This is a genomic window from Hymenobacter canadensis, from assembly GCF_027359925.1.
GTDB classification, from domain to species: domain Bacteria; phylum Bacteroidota; class Bacteroidia; order Cytophagales; family Hymenobacteraceae; genus Hymenobacter; species Hymenobacter canadensis.
Window position 1 is genome coordinate 2,088,512 of record NZ_CP114767.1, and the last position, 15,556, is coordinate 2,104,067.

13 protein-coding genes are annotated in these 15,556 nt (G+C 64.0%); 8 read left to right on the forward strand and 5 right to left on the reverse strand.

The window, feature by feature from the left end:
- Positions 1 to 70: 70 nt before the first annotated feature.
- Both O3303_RS09000 and O3303_RS09005 read left to right on the forward strand, forming a co-directional pair.
- Positions 71 to 2,254: a dipeptidyl-peptidase 3 family protein gene (locus tag O3303_RS09000; RefSeq protein WP_269561727.1), complete on the forward strand. Its 2,184-nt coding sequence runs from the start codon at positions 71 to 73 to the stop codon at positions 2,252 to 2,254.
- 237 nt (positions 2,255 to 2,491) lie between these two features.
- Positions 2,492 to 2,860, forward strand: coding sequence for a hypothetical protein (locus O3303_RS09005; RefSeq protein WP_269561728.1), 369 nt, complete (start codon positions 2,492 to 2,494; stop codon positions 2,858 to 2,860).
- Between the two features lie 109 nt (positions 2,861 to 2,969).
- Here O3303_RS09005 and O3303_RS09010 read toward each other — a convergent pair whose 3' ends face one another.
- Positions 2,970 to 3,686, reverse strand: a complete 717-nt coding sequence (locus O3303_RS09010; protein ID WP_269561729.1) for a hypothetical protein — start codon at positions 3,684 to 3,686, stop codon at positions 2,970 to 2,972.
- Positions 3,687 to 3,870: 184 nt separating this feature from the next.
- On the opposite strand from O3303_RS09010, the gene O3303_RS09015 reads away from it, so the two are divergent.
- The 5 genes from O3303_RS09015 (at position 3,871) to O3303_RS09035 (ending at position 8,358) form a co-directional block, all read left to right on the forward strand.
- A complete protein-coding gene (locus tag O3303_RS09015) occupies positions 3,871 to 4,338 on the forward strand; it encodes an ABA4-like family protein (RefSeq protein WP_269561730.1) in 468 nt (155 codons plus the stop codon).
- A gap of 12 nt (positions 4,339 to 4,350) precedes the next feature.
- Entirely contained in the window at positions 4,351 to 5,211 is an 861-nt protein-coding gene (locus O3303_RS09020; RefSeq protein WP_269561731.1) for a hypothetical protein, read from the forward strand.
- 42 nt (positions 5,212 to 5,253) lie between these two features.
- Positions 5,254 to 6,204 carry an alpha/beta fold hydrolase gene (locus O3303_RS09025; RefSeq protein ID WP_269561732.1) on the forward strand — a complete coding sequence of 317 codons (951 nt, stop codon included), beginning with the start codon at positions 5,254 to 5,256 and terminating at the stop codon, positions 6,202 to 6,204.
- 145 nt (positions 6,205 to 6,349) lie between these two features.
- A complete protein-coding gene (locus tag O3303_RS09030; protein ID WP_269561733.1) occupies positions 6,350 to 7,396 on the forward strand; it encodes a sensor histidine kinase in 1,047 nt (348 codons plus the stop codon).
- Between the two features lie 191 nt (positions 7,397 to 7,587).
- Positions 7,588 to 8,358 (forward strand): LytR/AlgR family response regulator transcription factor, encoded by a 771-nt coding sequence (locus O3303_RS09035; protein ID WP_269561734.1) that lies wholly within the window; start codon positions 7,588 to 7,590, stop codon positions 8,356 to 8,358.
- Between the two features lie 201 nt (positions 8,359 to 8,559).
- Here the strand turns inward: O3303_RS09035 and O3303_RS09040 are convergent, their stop codons facing one another.
- The 4 genes from O3303_RS09040 to O3303_RS09055 all read right to left on the reverse strand — a co-directional run bounded on the left by O3303_RS09040 (position 8,560) and on the right by O3303_RS09055 (position 13,890).
- Positions 8,560 to 9,345 (reverse strand): LytR/AlgR family response regulator transcription factor, encoded by a 786-nt coding sequence (locus O3303_RS09040; protein ID WP_269561735.1) that lies wholly within the window; start codon positions 9,343 to 9,345, stop codon positions 8,560 to 8,562.
- 180 nt (positions 9,346 to 9,525) lie between these two features.
- Complete coding sequence (locus O3303_RS09045; protein WP_269561736.1) at positions 9,526 to 10,641, reverse strand: sensor histidine kinase; 1,116 nt, start codon at positions 10,639 to 10,641, stop codon at positions 9,526 to 9,528.
- An 82-nt stretch (positions 10,642 to 10,723) separates the two neighbouring features.
- Positions 10,724 to 11,428 carry a hypothetical protein gene (locus O3303_RS09050; protein WP_269561737.1) on the reverse strand — a complete coding sequence of 235 codons (705 nt, stop codon included), beginning with the start codon at positions 11,426 to 11,428 and terminating at the stop codon, positions 10,724 to 10,726.
- 266 nt (positions 11,429 to 11,694) lie between these two features.
- Positions 11,695 to 13,890 carry a TonB-dependent receptor gene (locus O3303_RS09055; protein WP_269561738.1) on the reverse strand — a complete coding sequence of 732 codons (2,196 nt, stop codon included), beginning with the start codon at positions 13,888 to 13,890 and terminating at the stop codon, positions 11,695 to 11,697.
- Between the two features lie 359 nt (positions 13,891 to 14,249).
- On the opposite strand from O3303_RS09055, the gene O3303_RS09060 reads away from it, so the two are divergent.
- Complete coding sequence (locus O3303_RS09060) at positions 14,250 to 15,545, forward strand: hypothetical protein (RefSeq protein ID WP_269561739.1); 1,296 nt, start codon at positions 14,250 to 14,252, stop codon at positions 15,543 to 15,545.
- The last annotated feature ends 11 nt before the right edge of the window (positions 15,546 to 15,556 follow it).

A 15,556-nucleotide genomic window follows, 5' to 3' on the forward strand; every position in this document is an offset into this window, starting at 1 on the left:
GGCTAGCGCCAATATTAATTATGTGAAATTATCCGTTGATTTGTGCAAGTTCCTATTCTGCACCCAATCAATGAAGCGTACCCAAGTTTCCGTAGCGGCCTTGTTGCTGGCCAGCCAGTTGGTGGGCGGCTGTGCCACCACAGCCAGCACCACCACTACCCCTACCACTGCCGTCGGCAATGCTACCACCGAGGCCGTCAGCCAGCTGGGCGCGGCCGCTGCGGTGGCGCCGGTTGCGCCGGCTCCGGCTGCCGTGCCGGCCGCCCCACCGTTTCAGGTGGTAGCCGAGCAGTTTGCCGATCTGCGCGTGCTGCGCTATCAGGTGCCCGGCTTCGAGACGCTGGAAGCCCAACAGAAAGAGCTGCTTTACTACCTGTATGAAGCGGCGCTGAGCGGACGCGAAATCATCTACGACCAAAACTACCGCCACAACCTGCGGGTGTTGCGCACATTGCAGGCCCTGTGGACCGCCAATGAGCAGCGCCGCACCGCCAGCACCAACCCGCGCGAGCTGGACCAGGCCACCAAGTTTGCCACCTACGCCAAGCGCGTGTGGTTCTCGAACGGCATCCACCACCACTACAGCACCCGCAAGATGCTGCCCGAGTGCACGCCGGCTTACTTCCGGGAGCTGATTTTTGCCGTCGATGCCAAGCAGCTGCCACTGGAGCCCAATGAGAGCGTCACGAAGTTTCTGGGTTCGATGACGACCATTCTGTTCGACCCCGCGGTGGCGCCCAAGCGCGTCAACCAGGAGGCTGGTAAAGACCTGGTAAAGACCTCTGCCATGAACTTCTACCAGGGCGTGAGCCAAGCCGAGGTGGAAGCCTACTACAAGCGCAAAATCAACCCCCAGGACCCGCAGCCCATATCCTACGGCCTCAACTCGCGCCTCGTGAAAGACAAGCAAGGCCAGCTGCAGGAGCGCAAATGGATGACCGACGGCCTCTACGACAAAGCCCTCTCGCAGGTGGTGTTCTGGCTGAACAAGGCCGTGGCAGTGGCCGAAAACCCCGAGCAGAAGCTGGCCCTGCAGAAGCTGGTGCAGTTCTACCAGACCGGCGACCTGAAGGTATGGGACGAGTACAACATTGCCTGGGTGCACGACACCAAAAGCCGCACCGACGTGGTAAACGGCTTCATTGAAGTCTACGGCGACCCGCTCGGCTACCGCGCCAGCTACGAGTCGGTGGTGTCGTTCAAGGACCTGGAGGCCACCAAGCGTATCCAGGCCATCGGCGACGAGGCCCAGTGGTTCGAGGACAACTCCCCCATCAAGCCCGAGCACAAAAAGCAGAACGTGGTGGGCATCACGGCTAAGGTGATTACGGCCGTGGTGGAAGCCGGCGACGCCGCCCCCGCCACGCCCATCGGCATCAACCTACCCAACGCCACCTGGATTCGCAAAGAGCACGGCTCGAAGTCGGTGAACCTGGGCAACATCGTGGACGCCTACGGCCTGGCCGATGCCGGCGGGATGCTCGACGAGTTTGCTTTCGATGAAGCCGAAATGCAGCGCGCCCGGCAGTTCGCAGGCATGGCCGGCAAGCTCCACACCGACATGCACGAGGTAATCGGGCACGCGTCGGGCCAGATCAACAAGGGCGTGGGCACGCCCAAGGAAACCCTGAAAAGCTACGCCTCAGCGCTGGAAGAAGCCCGCGCCGACCTGGTGGCCCTCTACTATCTGCCCGATGCCAAGCTGGTGCAACTGGGCGTGGTGCCGGCCGGCGGCGAGCTGGCCAAGGCCGAGTACGACAACTACATCCGCAACGGCCTGATGACCCAGCTGGTGCGCCTGCAGCCCGGCGAAACCGTGGAGGAAGCCCACATGCGCAACCGCCAGATGGTGGCCAAGTGGGCTTTCGAGAAAGGCCAGAAAGACAAGGTGATTGAACGCGTGACCCGCGACGGCAAAACCTACTTCCGCGTGAACGACTACGAGAAGCTGCGCGGCCTGTTCGGGCAGCTGCTGCGCGAGCTGCAGCGCATCACCAGCGAGGGCGACTACGCCGCCGGCAAGGCCCTCATCGAAACCTACGGCGTGAAGGTGGACCCCGTGCTGCACAAGGAAGTGTTGGCCCGCTACGCCAAGCTCAACATTGCGCCCTACGCCGGCTTCATTCAGCCCAAGCTGGTGCCAGTGCTGGACGGCGGCAAAATCGTGGATGTGAAAGTGGAATACCCCACCGACTTCGCCCAGCAGATGCTGGAATACGGCCGCAAATACCGCCTGCTCCCGAACTACAACTAGCACGTCCGCCCCAATAGAACGTCATTCTGTAAAGAGAACGTCATGCAGAGGCGCAGCCGAAGCATCTCGCTAGTGTAGTAACTGTCATGCTGAGCTTGTCGAAGCATCTCTACCGCTTCGTTGCAATGCTTTTCATACGAAGCGGTAGAAATGCTTCGACAAGCTCAGCATGACGTTCTTTTTCGAAACGACGTTCTTTTTGCTCTACTCACCAACATCCCCAACCAACCAAACCGCATGAAATACTTCTCCGCACTTTTCCTGCTGCTGATTCTGCTGCTGGCCGCCCCGGCCGCCCGCGCCCAAACCGCCCCCGACGCAGCGCGCTACGAGTACTGCGAGCTACACCTGAAGGGCGCCGACGTATTCGCCGATTTCGGCTACGGCCCCGAGAAGCTGGGCGGCGGCTCGCTCTCCAAAATGGAAGCCGGCAAGCTGCAGGTTTTCGCCACCCACATCAGCGCCCTCAACTACATGGGCTCCCTGGGCTGGGACGTGGTGCAGGTGTACGGCGACATCAACTCGGGCAGCGCCCGCAACAAAGAGCAGTTCTTCATGCTGCGCCGCCTGCGCTCCTCACAAGGCGTAAACGTGAACAAGCAGTAAGCAGACGAATTACCTGTTAAATGGCTGCATTGTTGAATGGCTGGCCGTTCTACTACACTCAGTAGAACGGCCAGCCATTCAACAATGCAGCCATTTATCCATTAAACCGCTACCAGTCGGCGCGGCGCAGGCCCTGCTGGGTGAATAGGCGCTGACGGCCGCGCATTACCTTGTACACGTCGCCGAGGGAGAGCTTGACGCGGCCGTAGAACACCGGGCCGTTGAGCTCGCGCTCCGTAAACTTGTTTACGAACATGGGCTGGCGCCAGCCGGCCCCCGCGCCCAGCGCCAGCCAGCGGTACACCCGCATCTGCCCGGTCAGCGAGGGCTCGGCCAGCCAGATGACTTTCTTGGGCGAGCGAATTACGGCGCCGTCGGGCAGGGCGTAGCGGGCGTAGGTTTTGCCCACGCCCAGCTGCAGCTGGGTGGCGATTTCCCAGCGCGGGTTGCCCAGCACCACATACTCACCGTAGGCGGCCACATAGCGCAGCCGCAGCTCCGAACTGGTAGCGGCCGGCAATTCCGAGGGAATGGGCTGGCGCGACGGGATGCCGTTGCTGAGCAGGTACACGCCCAACCCGGTGCGCAGCCGGCCGCGCCATTCCACGCCCAGCTTCAGGCCCGGAATGGTTACCAGGCGGTGGTTGATGATGGAGTTGCGAATGTCCAGCTGAAACACCGGCCGGCGGTGCGGGTGCCGCACGCTCACCGAGTCGTCGGCGGCGGGAAAAGGGGCGGCGGCGGCCAGCGCGGGCAGGGCCCCGGCGCCGCCGAGCAGCAGCACGCCCAGCGCCCGCGCCCAGTGCCTGAATCCGATTGTATGCAATGCTACCACGGCGCAAAGGTACGGCCCCCGGCCCGCGTGGTTGCCGCCCCGCGCAAATTGCGGGCTCCGCTTCGCCTTGGCGCCGGCGCCGCTTCGCCCCGGCCGGCGGCCGGTTCACCCAGTTTGCGCTTCGGCCCGGGCCTGCCGGCTGGTATCTTCGGAGCATCATCCAAGCCCCACTGCCATGGCACTCACCCCCGACTTTCTGTTTGCCCTCGCCAACCCCGTAGCGCTGCTGGGTTGGGCGCTGCTGGTACTGGCGCCGCGCTGGGGCATCACGCGCCGTCTCGTACTCAGCGGGGCGCTGCCCTTGCTGCTGGCCGTAGCTTATACCCTGCTGATTAGCGGCCACTACCTGGGCCAGCACGCCACGGAAGGTGGCTTCAACTCGCTGGCTGACGTGGCCCTGCTGTTTCGCAACCCCTGGGCACTGCTGGCCGGCTGGGTGCACTACCTGTGCTTCGATCTGAGCATTGGTATCTGGGAAAGCCTGGATGCGCGGCGGCGCGGCGTACCGCACCTGCTGCTGGTGCCGTGCCTGCTGCTCACGTTTCTGTTTGGGCCGATGGGGCTGCTGCTGTATGCGGTGGTGCGGCGCTTCTACGCGGCTCCCGCCACTGCCGCGGCCACTCCCCTTTCTGCTTCCCTTTAACTTTTCTGCGTCATGGCTACTCTTGATTTTTCCCTAAAATCCGATGCCGCTGCCTCAGCCGCTTCCGTTTCGCCGGCCAACTACGCCACCACGTGGCTGCGCGTGCTGCACCGCGTGAATCCAGTGCTGGCCTGGGCCGGCTGGCTGCACGTAGCAATGCTGCTGCTGGCGCTGGCTTTGCTGCCCTTCGACCACCGCCTCGTGACGGGCCTGCCCGTGTGGATCAAGCCGGCCAAGTTTGCTCTTTCGGGCCTGCTCTACCTCTGGACGCTGGGCTGGCTGCTGGCCGATCTGCCGGCGGCGGCCCAACGGTCGGTGCGCCGCATCAGCGGGGGCGTGGCGCTGAGCATGGTGGTGGAAATGGTCTGCATCACGACGCAGGCCGCCCGCGGCACCACCTCCCACTTCAACGGCGCTACACCGCTCGATGGCGCCCTGTTCAGCCTGATGGGCGTGTTCATCATGCTCAATACCGTGCTGACGGTCTGGGCGGTGTACCTGGTGTGGCGGCACCGGCCCCACGGCCCGGCCGGCTACGTGTGGGGCGTGCGCCTGGGGTTGCTGCTATTTCTGCTGGGTAGCCTGCTGGGCGGCATGATGATTCACCTCAACCAGCACACCGTGGGCGCACCCGACGGCGGCCCCGGCCTGCCCGGCCTGGGCTGGAGCACCCGCGCCGGCGACCTGCGCACGGCGCACTTCCTGGGCCTCCACAGCCTGCAGGCATTGCCGCTGCTGGGTTGGTGGATGAGCCGGCACCTGCCGCGCCGCGCTGCGCTCCTGACGTGGCTGGGCGCCGCCGCCTACGCCGGCCTGGTAGTGCTGCTGTTTGCGTTGGCCCTGCAGGGCGTGCCGCTGCTGGCGGTCCGGTAGCCACCTGTTTCGTGTACTTCTCACCTAAACTTCCTCCTGCTCATGGCTGCTTTCCGACTTTCGTTTCACCAGTTGCTGATGGTTTTCGGCCTGCTCCTGCTCACGGCCCCAACCGCCATGGCCCAGCAGCGGGCCAGCCGGCTCACCAACGGCCCCACCACCCTGCTCACCTCCGACTCGGTGCAGCTGTACGTGCAGGTGGCCGGTCAGGGGAAGCCGTGCGTGTTTGTGCACGGCGGGCCGGGAGCCGGCAGCTACTCGTTTGAGAAGCTGGGCGGCAACCGTCTCGAAGACAAGCTGCACCTGATTTACTACGACCAGCGCGGTAGCGGCCGCTCGGCTAGCCCCCGGCGGCCCAACTACAGCATGGCGCGCATGGTGCAGGATTTGGAAGAGCTGCGGCAGCAGCTGGGGCTGGAGCGCTGGGTGCTGATGGCCCACTCGTTTGGGGGCACCATTGCCACGGCCTACGCCACGCAGCACCCGCAGCGGGTGCAGGCGCTGGTGCTGGTGAATGCCGTGCTGAACCCACCGGCTTCGCTGGAAAGCATGGTGCAGTATGGCACCACCCTGCTGCCGCCCGCCGCCCAGCCCAACCCCGGCCTGCCAATGATGCAGCGCGTGGGCATGGTGATGGGCGCACTGCAACAGCAGAAACTGGCCTGGCAGCTGCAGTTTTCCGCCGATTCCCTGGCTGCCCGTGCCAGCCGCGTGAGCCGCAGCGTGCCCGCCAACCCCGATTTCGGCACCCAGGTGTTCAGCGGCCAACTGCCCGACTACGGCCAGGATTTCGTGCCTGCCACCGCCCGGCTCCAAATGCCCGTGCTCAACATCGTGGGCCAGGACGACCGCACCACGGGCGCCGCGCCCGGCACGTTCCGGTTCCCGCAGCAGCAGACGGTGGTGCTGCCCGGCAAGCACAACTCGTTTCTGGAGCAGCCAGCGGCCTTCCGGCAGGCCGTGGTTAGCTTCGTGCAGAAGCTACCGCGCTAACGTAGCTTAGGCGGCGCGGCAGTAGCGCGAACTGTGTAGTTCGCGCTACTGCCGCGCCGTTCAGACGATTCTAACGGCGCGGGGGCGCGAACTACACAGTTCGCGCTACTGCCGCTCACTGAACACCAAACGGATTTCCTGCTGCATGCCGCCACCTGCCGACCGCCCCGCCGCCTACCTGAACGACCGGTGGTTTCTGCTGCTCGGTATCCCGACGCTGGCTCTGCTGGTGCTGCTGCCGCGGGGGCTGTTGCAGGTGCCCTCGGTGCCGGAAGCGCTGGGCGCGTGGGGGGTGTCGCTGGGAATTACCACCACGTTCTGGCTGGCGGGCCGGCAGCTGTGGCGCCTGCTGCTGCGGCGGTTTCCGCGCGTCGAGCAGACGGCACGGCGGCTGTGGTGGCTGGCCCTCATCAACACGTCCATCACGGCAGTTGTAACTCTGGGCATCGGGCTGCTGGCGGCCGGGGCGCAAGGCGGATACCTCACGGGACGCGGCTACCTGTCAGAGTTCGGGCTGAACATGGTGCCCACGGTAGTGGTGCAGCTGATTTATGAGAGCTGGCACCTGTTTCAGCAGTGGAAGCAGAACCTGCGCCGCGCCGAGCAGCTGCAAAGAGCCGGCGTGCAAAGCCAGCTCGAAGCGCTGCAAAGCCAGCTCGACCCGCACTTCCTGTTCAACTCCCTGAACACGCTGTCGGCGCTAGTAGAACCTGAAAACGAGGCCGCGCAGCAGTTTCTGGAGCAGCTCGCCGACGTGTACCGCTACGTGCTTCAGGCCCGCGAAAAACCCACCGTGCCGCTCAGCGAGGAGCTGGAATTCGTGGATACCTACCTGGCCCTGCACAAGACCCGCTTCCGCGACAACCTGCACGTGACAACCACCATTCCGGCCGCGCTGCTGGCCCGGCAGGTGGCGCCGCTGAGTGTGCAGCTGCTCGTGGAAAACGCCCTCAAGCACAACGTGGCTTCGCGGGAGCATCCGCTGGAGCTGCGCATTTGGGCCGATGCCGGGCTGCAGGTTCTGGTGGTGGAAAACACGCTGCGTCCCCGCACGGCCGGCCTCGCGCCCGGCACCGGCACCGGCCTGCGCAACGTGCGCCACCGCTATGAGCTGCTGCAAGCCGCTACGCCGGTAACCGTATCAGCCGACGATGGCTGGTTTCGGGTGCAGCTGCCGTTGTTGATGAGGTGATGAGGTGATGAGGTGATGAGGTGACAAAGGAAGAACGTCATTCTGAGCGGAGGCGCAGCCACAGTTGAAGAATCTCTACCGCTTCAGTAGTTTGCCATTCCAACGTCAGCACGCGAGATTCTTCGACTTCGCCTCCGGCTCCGCTCAGAATGACGTTTCCTCTTACCCCCTTCACCTGTCACCCCCAGCAAATGACCGTTCTGCTGCTTGAAGACGAATATCCGGCCGCAGAGCGGCTGCAGCGGCAACTGCTGCAGGCTGCGCCCGAGGCGCAGGTGCTGGCCGTGCTCGACAGCGTGGCGGCGACCTTACAGTGGCTGGATAACAACCCCACGCCCGACCTGATTCTGAGCGACATTCAACTGGCCGACGGCCTGAGCCTGGAGATATTCGAGCAGGCCGTGGTGCGCAGCCCGGTCATCTTCACTACCGCCTACGACGCCTACGCCATCCGGGCGTTCCGGGCCAATAGCGTGGATTATCTGCTGAAGCCGGTGAAGCTGCTGGAGCTGCAGGCGGCCCTGGCCAAGCTGCGCGAGTGGCGCACGCCGGCCGCCGCGCCAACCCAGCCGGCCCAGCGCCTGGAGCACCTCCTCGACAGCCTGCCGCGCCCCGAACGGCCCTACAAAACCCGGTTTCTGGTGCGCCACGGCGAGCAGCTGCTGCCGCTGCCCGCCGCCCAGGTGGCCTGGTTCCAGAGCCGCCACGAAACCACTACCCTTGTGGCGCAGGACGGCCGCCGCTTCGTGGTCGACTACACGCTGGAGCAGTTGGAAAGCCTACTCGACCCGCGCCAGTTTTTCCGCCTCAACCGCCAGTTTCTGGCCCAGCTGCCCGCCGTGCAGCGCCTGCACCCACATTTCAACGGCAAGCTGCTGCTGGAGCTGCACCCCGCCCCCAGCGAAGAGGTGCTGGTGAGCCGTGAGAAGGCCAGTGCGCTGAAGCAATGGCTGGAAGGCTGAGTGGATTGTCATTGCGAGGCCGAAGGCCGTGGCAATCCTTCCTCTCGTGGCAGACACTGTCCTTACAGCAAAGCCCTCCGGTGTTAGTGTACTACACTACTGTCGGAGTGCTTTCTGCTAAGGGCTGCTCCAAGCATAGAAAGTAAAGATTGACACCGCTTGATGCGCGGAATGTCGTACCTCCTCGCAATGACAGTCAATCTACCTATCCAGCCAGGCCTTGAACGTGCTTACTTTTTCGCGGCTTACCAGCACGGTGTCGTTGTCGGGTGGAGTGGGCTTGAGCACGGTTTGCAGGCGGGAGTTGGTGTAGTGGATGATGTCGTGGATGGCGTCGGCGTGGGCCAGGTAGGCGCGGTTGAGGCGGAAGAATTCCAGCGGATCGAGCAGGCCTTCGAGCTGCTCCAGGGTGTAGTCGACCACGAAGCGGCGGCCTTCGCGGGTGTGCAGCAGGGTCACCTTTTCCAGGCTGGCGAAGTAGGCAATCTGCTCCACCGGAATGGCCTTGAGGTGCTCGCCCACCCGCACCACGAAGCGCGTTTTGTACTCCTTGGCGGGCTGGGTTTGCTGCAGCACCCGCGCCAGCAGCGCCGCATCCAGCGGCGGCGTGGCGGCCTCGCGCTGGCGGTGCAGCTTGGCCAGGGCGGCCGTCAGCTCGTCGGCATCAATGGGCTTGAGCAGATAATCCACGCTGTTCACTTTGAAGGCCCGCAGCGCGTACTTGTCGTAGGCGGTGGTGAAGACCACCGGGCAACGGATTTCCAGCCGCTCGAACAGCTCGAAGCTGAGCCCGTCGGCCAGATGGATGTCCAGAAACAGCACGTCGGGCGCGGGCTGCACGGTGCGCAGCAGCGCCTCGGCCTCCGCCACCGACTCGGCCGTACCCACCACTTCCACGGGCTGGGCTTGCTTGTTGAGAAGCCCAATCAGGCGGTTGGCCGCCAGCGGCTCATCTTCGATAATCAGGGCGCGTAGGGGTGTTGGCATAGGCGAAAGTAACACCAAGCTCCAGCTTGGTGCGTCGTTGGAGAAGTGGGGTTTGGCGCGGTCCAGGCACTGCCGGACAGTAGCGCGAACTTTGCAGTTCGCGCCTTCGCGCCGTCCGGGAGGTTATAACGGCGCGGGGACGCGAACTACAGAGTTCACGCTACTGCGCTACTGGCCGCGCTACGTCAGCTCCAGCAGCGGCAGCGTCACGACGAACTCGGTGTCGGTTTTCTCGATCAGCACGGGTTGGCCAGACAGGAACTGGTAGCGGGCCTGCAGGTTGGCCAGGCCCAGGCCCGTCGATTCGCCGTCGGGCACGCGGCGGTAGCGCAGGGCGTTGCGCACCACCAGCTGCCGGGCGGCCACGTCCAGTGTGAGGCTGAGGCGCAGCGGGTCGTGCCGGGAGGTGGCGTTGTGCTTGAGGGCGTTTTCGAGCAGCAGCTGCACGGCCAGCGGCGGTACCAGCAGCGTGTCCAGGTCGGCGGCGGGCGGCAGCCTGATGTCTACCTGCAGGCCCTCGCCGAGGCGGGTTTGCTGCAGGTACACGTACGATTCCACAAACCGCATTTCCTCGCGCAGCGGCACCACTTCCTGCTCCTGCGAGTCGAGCACGTAGCGGTAGACCTGGGCCAGCTGCCGCACGAAGCGCGTGGCGCGGGCCGGGTCGTGGTCTTCGATGAGCGAGGTGAGGGCGTTCAGCGAGTTGAACAGAAAGTGCGGGTCCACCTGCCGGCGCAGCGAGTCGAGGCGGGCTACGGCGGTTTCTTTTTCGAGACGTTCGGCGCGCACGGCGGCTTCGCGCCATTGCAGAAAAAACGCCCGGCTGTGGTTGAACAGGGAGATGATAACCGTGATAATCAGCGGCACCAGAATCTGCCAGTACATGTCGGCCGACCATAGCCGCTCCAGCGGCTTGTGCAGCAACTGCAGCAGCACGGCATTCATGAGCACAATCACCAGCACCGAGCCGCCCAACGACACGGCCAGCGTCAGCAGCAGGCGGCGCAGGGGCTGCGTCGTCCAGGCGTAGCGGCGGTTCAGCCACTCCACCACGTAGCCGTTCGTGATCCACAGGCCGGTGCTGTACATCACGGTGTAGCCGTAGGTGATGGCAAACGCCCGCCCGTTGTGCAGGGCCTGCGGATTCACCAGCAGGCTGATGACCACGGCCATGAGCAGAATAATCCGCAGGGCCCGGCCCACCGAGCGCAATGAGTTGGGCGCACGAAACACGGGGGTCATCGAGGGCAGCGGAGAGTCGGGAGGGGCCACGGCAGCAGGCAGGGAAGTTTGCATCAAAGTAAAGGAATAAGGGTAGAAAGCGTTAAACAGCCGTCATGCAGAGCGAAGCATAACGGCTGTTTATCCAAGCGCCGGCTTACTTCACCGAGGCCGTTTCGTAGGCTTTCAGGCGGCCCAGCAGCTGCCGCTCGCCCCAGCTGGGGGCCGTGGTGGAGGCCGGCGTGAAGGCGGCGTAGCGCTTTCTGGCTTCCTCATACAGCGGCTTGGCTACGTCGGCGCCGCCCCCGAACATGGCGGGCGTGTAGTACACATTGTTGGCCTGCACCAGGTAGATGCGCGGGTTGGCGGCGTTCAGCTTCTTGGCCTGCTCCAGGGTTTGCGTCACCATGCCCGAGTACTTCATGGAGCGCGGCATCGGCGACACGCCCAGGCGGGCCTGGTAGATGTAGGCCTGCAGCACCAGCAGCTCCGACTCGTCGCCGCCCAGCTTGCGGGCCTGCGCCAGGGCGGCTTCGGCCTGGTCGAGGTACTTGTCTTTGGTGTCGCCATCTTCTTTGCTCTGGAAGCAGGTGATAAGGCGGGCGTAGGCCTGGTAGTAGCGGGGCAGCCAGTCTTTGCCGTTGACGGCGGCGGCGCGCTCCAGCTTGGCATCCACCTGCTTGAGCTGGGCCACGTCGCCGGTGCTCATCAGCTCCTTGATGGTCGCCATCATCATGTCGGTGTAGGGGTCGGTGGCAGCGGCGGTAGTGGTAGCAGCAGCGGGCTTGGCGGCGGGCACCGCTTGAGCAGTGGCGGCGAAGGAAGCGGCAACGAGGGCGAGGGTGAACAGGTGCTTTTTCATGACAGGAAAATGGTTTGTGGTGGTTGAGTGATTCAAAGGTGGGCGGCCCGGGGCGGCCCTGAAACTTGCCGTTACCGAAGCGTCAGATTTGGCGGATGAAGCGTCGGCTGGAAACCCTCTAGCTTTAGTCGCCTCATCCCCCCGGCCCCCTTCTCCCGTGGAGAAGGGGGAGCCTGGCGACTTTGCAGCACTGAATTTTAGTGCTAGTCCCCCCTCTCCACGGGAGAGGGGGCTAGGGGGTGAGGCGACTAGAGCTAGAGTTCCAACTACTCCGGCCGCTCGTTCACGTCGCCGGGGCTTTTCTTGTTGATGGAGATGAACACGCCCACGAACAGCATGCGCGGGGCCGTGGGCGTGATGGCCACGCGGCGGTATTGGCCGGTGGCGGCGTCGGGCGTGGTGGCGTAGCGGTAGCCGAAGACGTTGGGGCGGGCCAGCACGTTGGAGGCCGACACGTGCACGATGGTGAACTGGCCAAACAAGCGCGTGAGGTAGCTGGCGTTCAGGCTAAGGTCCTGGTAAGTGGGCAGCACGCCCTGGTTGTAGCCTTCCCGGTTGAGGTCGTGGTAGCGGCGGGAACTGCCGTAGCTCCAGGTGGCTCCGAAGAGCGTGTTCAGCTTGGGCACCCAGTATTTGCCCACCACCGACACATTGTGGCGCGAGGCAAACGTGGGCACGGCCGACACAGGGTCCTGGCGGTATTGGCGGCGGGTATCGAGCAAACCGTAGCTCACCCAGTACTCCAGATTCTTCACGGTTTTCCGGTCGCGCCACAGCACGTCGAAGCCGCGGGCGTAACCGGTGCCGTCGTTGGAGTAGGCGGCGGGGTTGCGGGGGTTGCGGCCGTCGAAGCGGGTGAGGTGGGCGTAGGTTTTGTGATAGGCTTCGGTTTGCAGCAGGCGGCCGTTGTGGTTGTACTGGTAGGTGAGCACGGCATGCTGCGCCTCCTCGAAGCGCAGCGCCGGCTGCACCAGCAGCAGGGCGTTGTCGGGCGTCTGGTAGAAGCGGCCGTACGCGCCCGACACGGAGCTGTGCTCGGTGGTCTGGTAAGCCAGCGCCAAACGCGGCGCGGCATTAGCCAGCCCAAGCAGCGCCGAGTACTCGGCCCGCCCGCCGGCCCGCCCGGCCAGCCGGTCCGTCAGCTGGAAGTCGGTTTCCACGAAGGCGGCCGTGCGCTGCTCCGTGAAGCTGGTTTGAAAGCTGATAGGCTCCGTGGCCTGCAGCTGATAGGTTTGCGTCACGCGCTGGCCCACGCCTTCCACGCCCAGCTTCAGGTTCCAGCGGGTGCCCACCGAGTCGTTGGTGAGCACCACGCGGCCTACCACGGCCTGTTCCAGCGTGCGCAAACGCAGCGTGTCGGGCTGCAGGTCTTTGTCGTCGCGCGAGAGGGCCACACCGGTCTGCAGGCTCCAGCCGTGGCGCAGGGGGCTGCGGAAAGTGGTGTTGAGGTAGCCGTTGCGGTTTTGCAGCGCTATCTGCTGGCGGCCGGCGGCCTCGGGGCTGGGCTGCCCGATAGTGAGGCGCTGCCCGCTCCAGGTGCCGTAGGCTTTCAGCATGCCGGCCTGGCCGGTACGGTGGCTGAGCTTCACGGAGCCGCTGCCGCCGCGCGGGGCCTGCACCCAGTCTACGTTCTGCGGCAGCAAGCCCATGTAGGGCGTCAGGTTGGTGTAGTCGCCCGACACGTCCAGCGAAGTCCGCTCCCAGCGCTTGGTGCGCGAGGCCCCCACGAACACCGACGACACCGACACGCCGGTTTGCGTTTCAGCGGCCAAATCGGTGGAGTTCAGCTGCAGCACCCCCGACAGCGCCTGCCCATATAGCGCCGAGTAGCCGCCGGTGCTAAACACCGTGCCCCGGAACAGCGTGGGCGCAAACCGCCCCCGGGCCGGCACCGCGGGCACCGAGCCGGCGTAGAAGTTCTGTACCAGCAGCCCGTCGAGGTACACTTTGGTCTCGTTGGCGGCCCCGCCGCGCACAAACAGCTGGCCCTCCTCCCCTACTTTAGTGGTGCCGGGCAGCGTGTTGAGGGCGCCCGCCACGTCGGCGAGGGCACCGGCGGTGGTTTGCACGTCGCGGGTGTTGAGGGCGGCGCTGCGGTGCTCGTCGCTGGCCTCGAAGGCGCCGGCCGTCACCACCACCGAGCCCAGCGCGTGCGGGGTGCCTTTCATCTTCAGGGTGAGCCGTAGCGGCTGCCCGCTGAGCGCCACGGGCAGTTCCTGGGGCTGGTATCCCAGCAAGCTCAATACCAGCACGGCCGCCCCGGTCTGCCGGGTCTCAAACCGAAACGCGCCCACCGAGTCGGTGCTGGCGCCATCGAAGGTGCCGCGCAAAAACACGTTCACGCCCGGCAGCACGCCCCCCGCCGCGTCGCGGACGGTGCCAGAAAGCGTGGTGGCAGACTGAGCCAGCGAAGGCAGTCCGGAGGCGAGGAGCAGCAGCAGCGAGAGTAGCAGACGTTTCATGGGGGTAGCGGCGAAGTGATGCTCAAAAGTGAGCACCCGCCGCAGCCCAGGAAACTTGCCGTTACCGAAGCGTCGGATTAGGAGGATGAAGCGTCAGAAAGCGCAAAATGCTTGCTTCGCGCATCGTTGTTAACGCAGTTCGCGCAGTCGCTCGGCTGTGCCGAGTGACCACTACGCTTGAGGGGCTCTGCCCCGAATCCGCCCACGCCAGCTGCGCAACGCCGGCAGACGCGCGCAGCACAGCTGCTTGAGTGTAGTCCTCACTCGGCACAGCCGAGCGAGTGCGGAGAGATGAAGCATTGGGAATGTCTATGAGGGCGTACTTTAGCCTATCATCTTATTACTTCTATCGGGTGCTTATGCAGAAAACCATCCAAATCAAACGCGCATTCCGAGATGCTATCCGGCGCGGCACTGGCCGGGCGCATCTGCTCATGCGTGACTATCCGCACGTAAATTTCTCGCTCGACATTCTCAAAGCGGCCGTCACGAACTACGCCTACGACCCGCAGTGCGAGAAAGGCCGGGGCGTGTACATCGTGGAGTTAATCAACCTTTCCGCCAATAAGCAGCAGCTCATCAGCCGGATACTCCGGAAACTGGTGGCACAGCAGGAAGACACTCATGGCCTCAACCAGCTATTCGAAATAGCCCGGCTGCTTGCTCAGGCCGGCCACCCGGAGGCGCGGGCAGCTTTTTACGAACGATTGGCGTTGGGAGCTTTACCAGAATATGCCTGCATAGGTGCCTACGAAGCTGTTTTGCTGGATGGCGTGGAGGGCATGAAGCGCGCCGCTGAGGTAATCGGCCAAGTGCTGGCCGCTGATCCGGAAGAAACAGAAGAAACATGGCTGCTGAAATATGCGCAGGAAGAAAACCCCGACGTACAGGTAGAAGCAGAGCTGGAAAAGGCAGCGCAGCATAATGTGCACATTGCCCGCTACCTCAGTGCCGTGCAGGAAACCCGGCAGCGGCAGGCGCAGAAGCCACCTTACCCGTCCGCCCGCGGCTTCGAATTTGTGCAGCAACTCATCAGTGGAAAAACCAGGCGGCGCCTGAACGAAAGCACTGTCAGGGCCCTGTCCCGGAGTCAGGTCCGGCAGCTGGCGGATGCTTTTCGAGTGGAAACTAATAGCGCCCGCCAGGGCAAGTTCCTGCAGGTATTTCGGCACGTGAAATATCCGCACGGCTACGAACTCCTGCTGGCGTTAGCAGCAAAGCCCCCGCGCCGCAACGACCGGCCTGTGCAGGATGCCATTCAGGCGCTGCAGTTTTTCAAAGCCCCTGCCATCCGGCAATTTGCCCTGCAGGCCCTGGCAACTTCTGCTTCTCCTGATCTATATGTGGATCTGTTACTCAATCACTACCGCTCCGGCGACCATAAACTTCTGGCGCAGCTAGCCCGGCAAGCCACCTCTGAAAACGATATAGAGAACTTAGCCAGTAGCTTCATCGACATATACCGCAAGCATAAAACCCGCCAGTGCCTGGAGCCTTTGCGGTTGATTTACTACCGGATGAACTGCGGTATCCACCGCTACGACGTAGTGAAAACCCTGCTTGAAAACGACGTCTTGCCCAATGAAATCCGGGAGGAAATCGTCTTTGACAGCTACGACGATACCCGAAAGCTGCTTACTACTTTACAGCCTTAGACCCGCCGGCT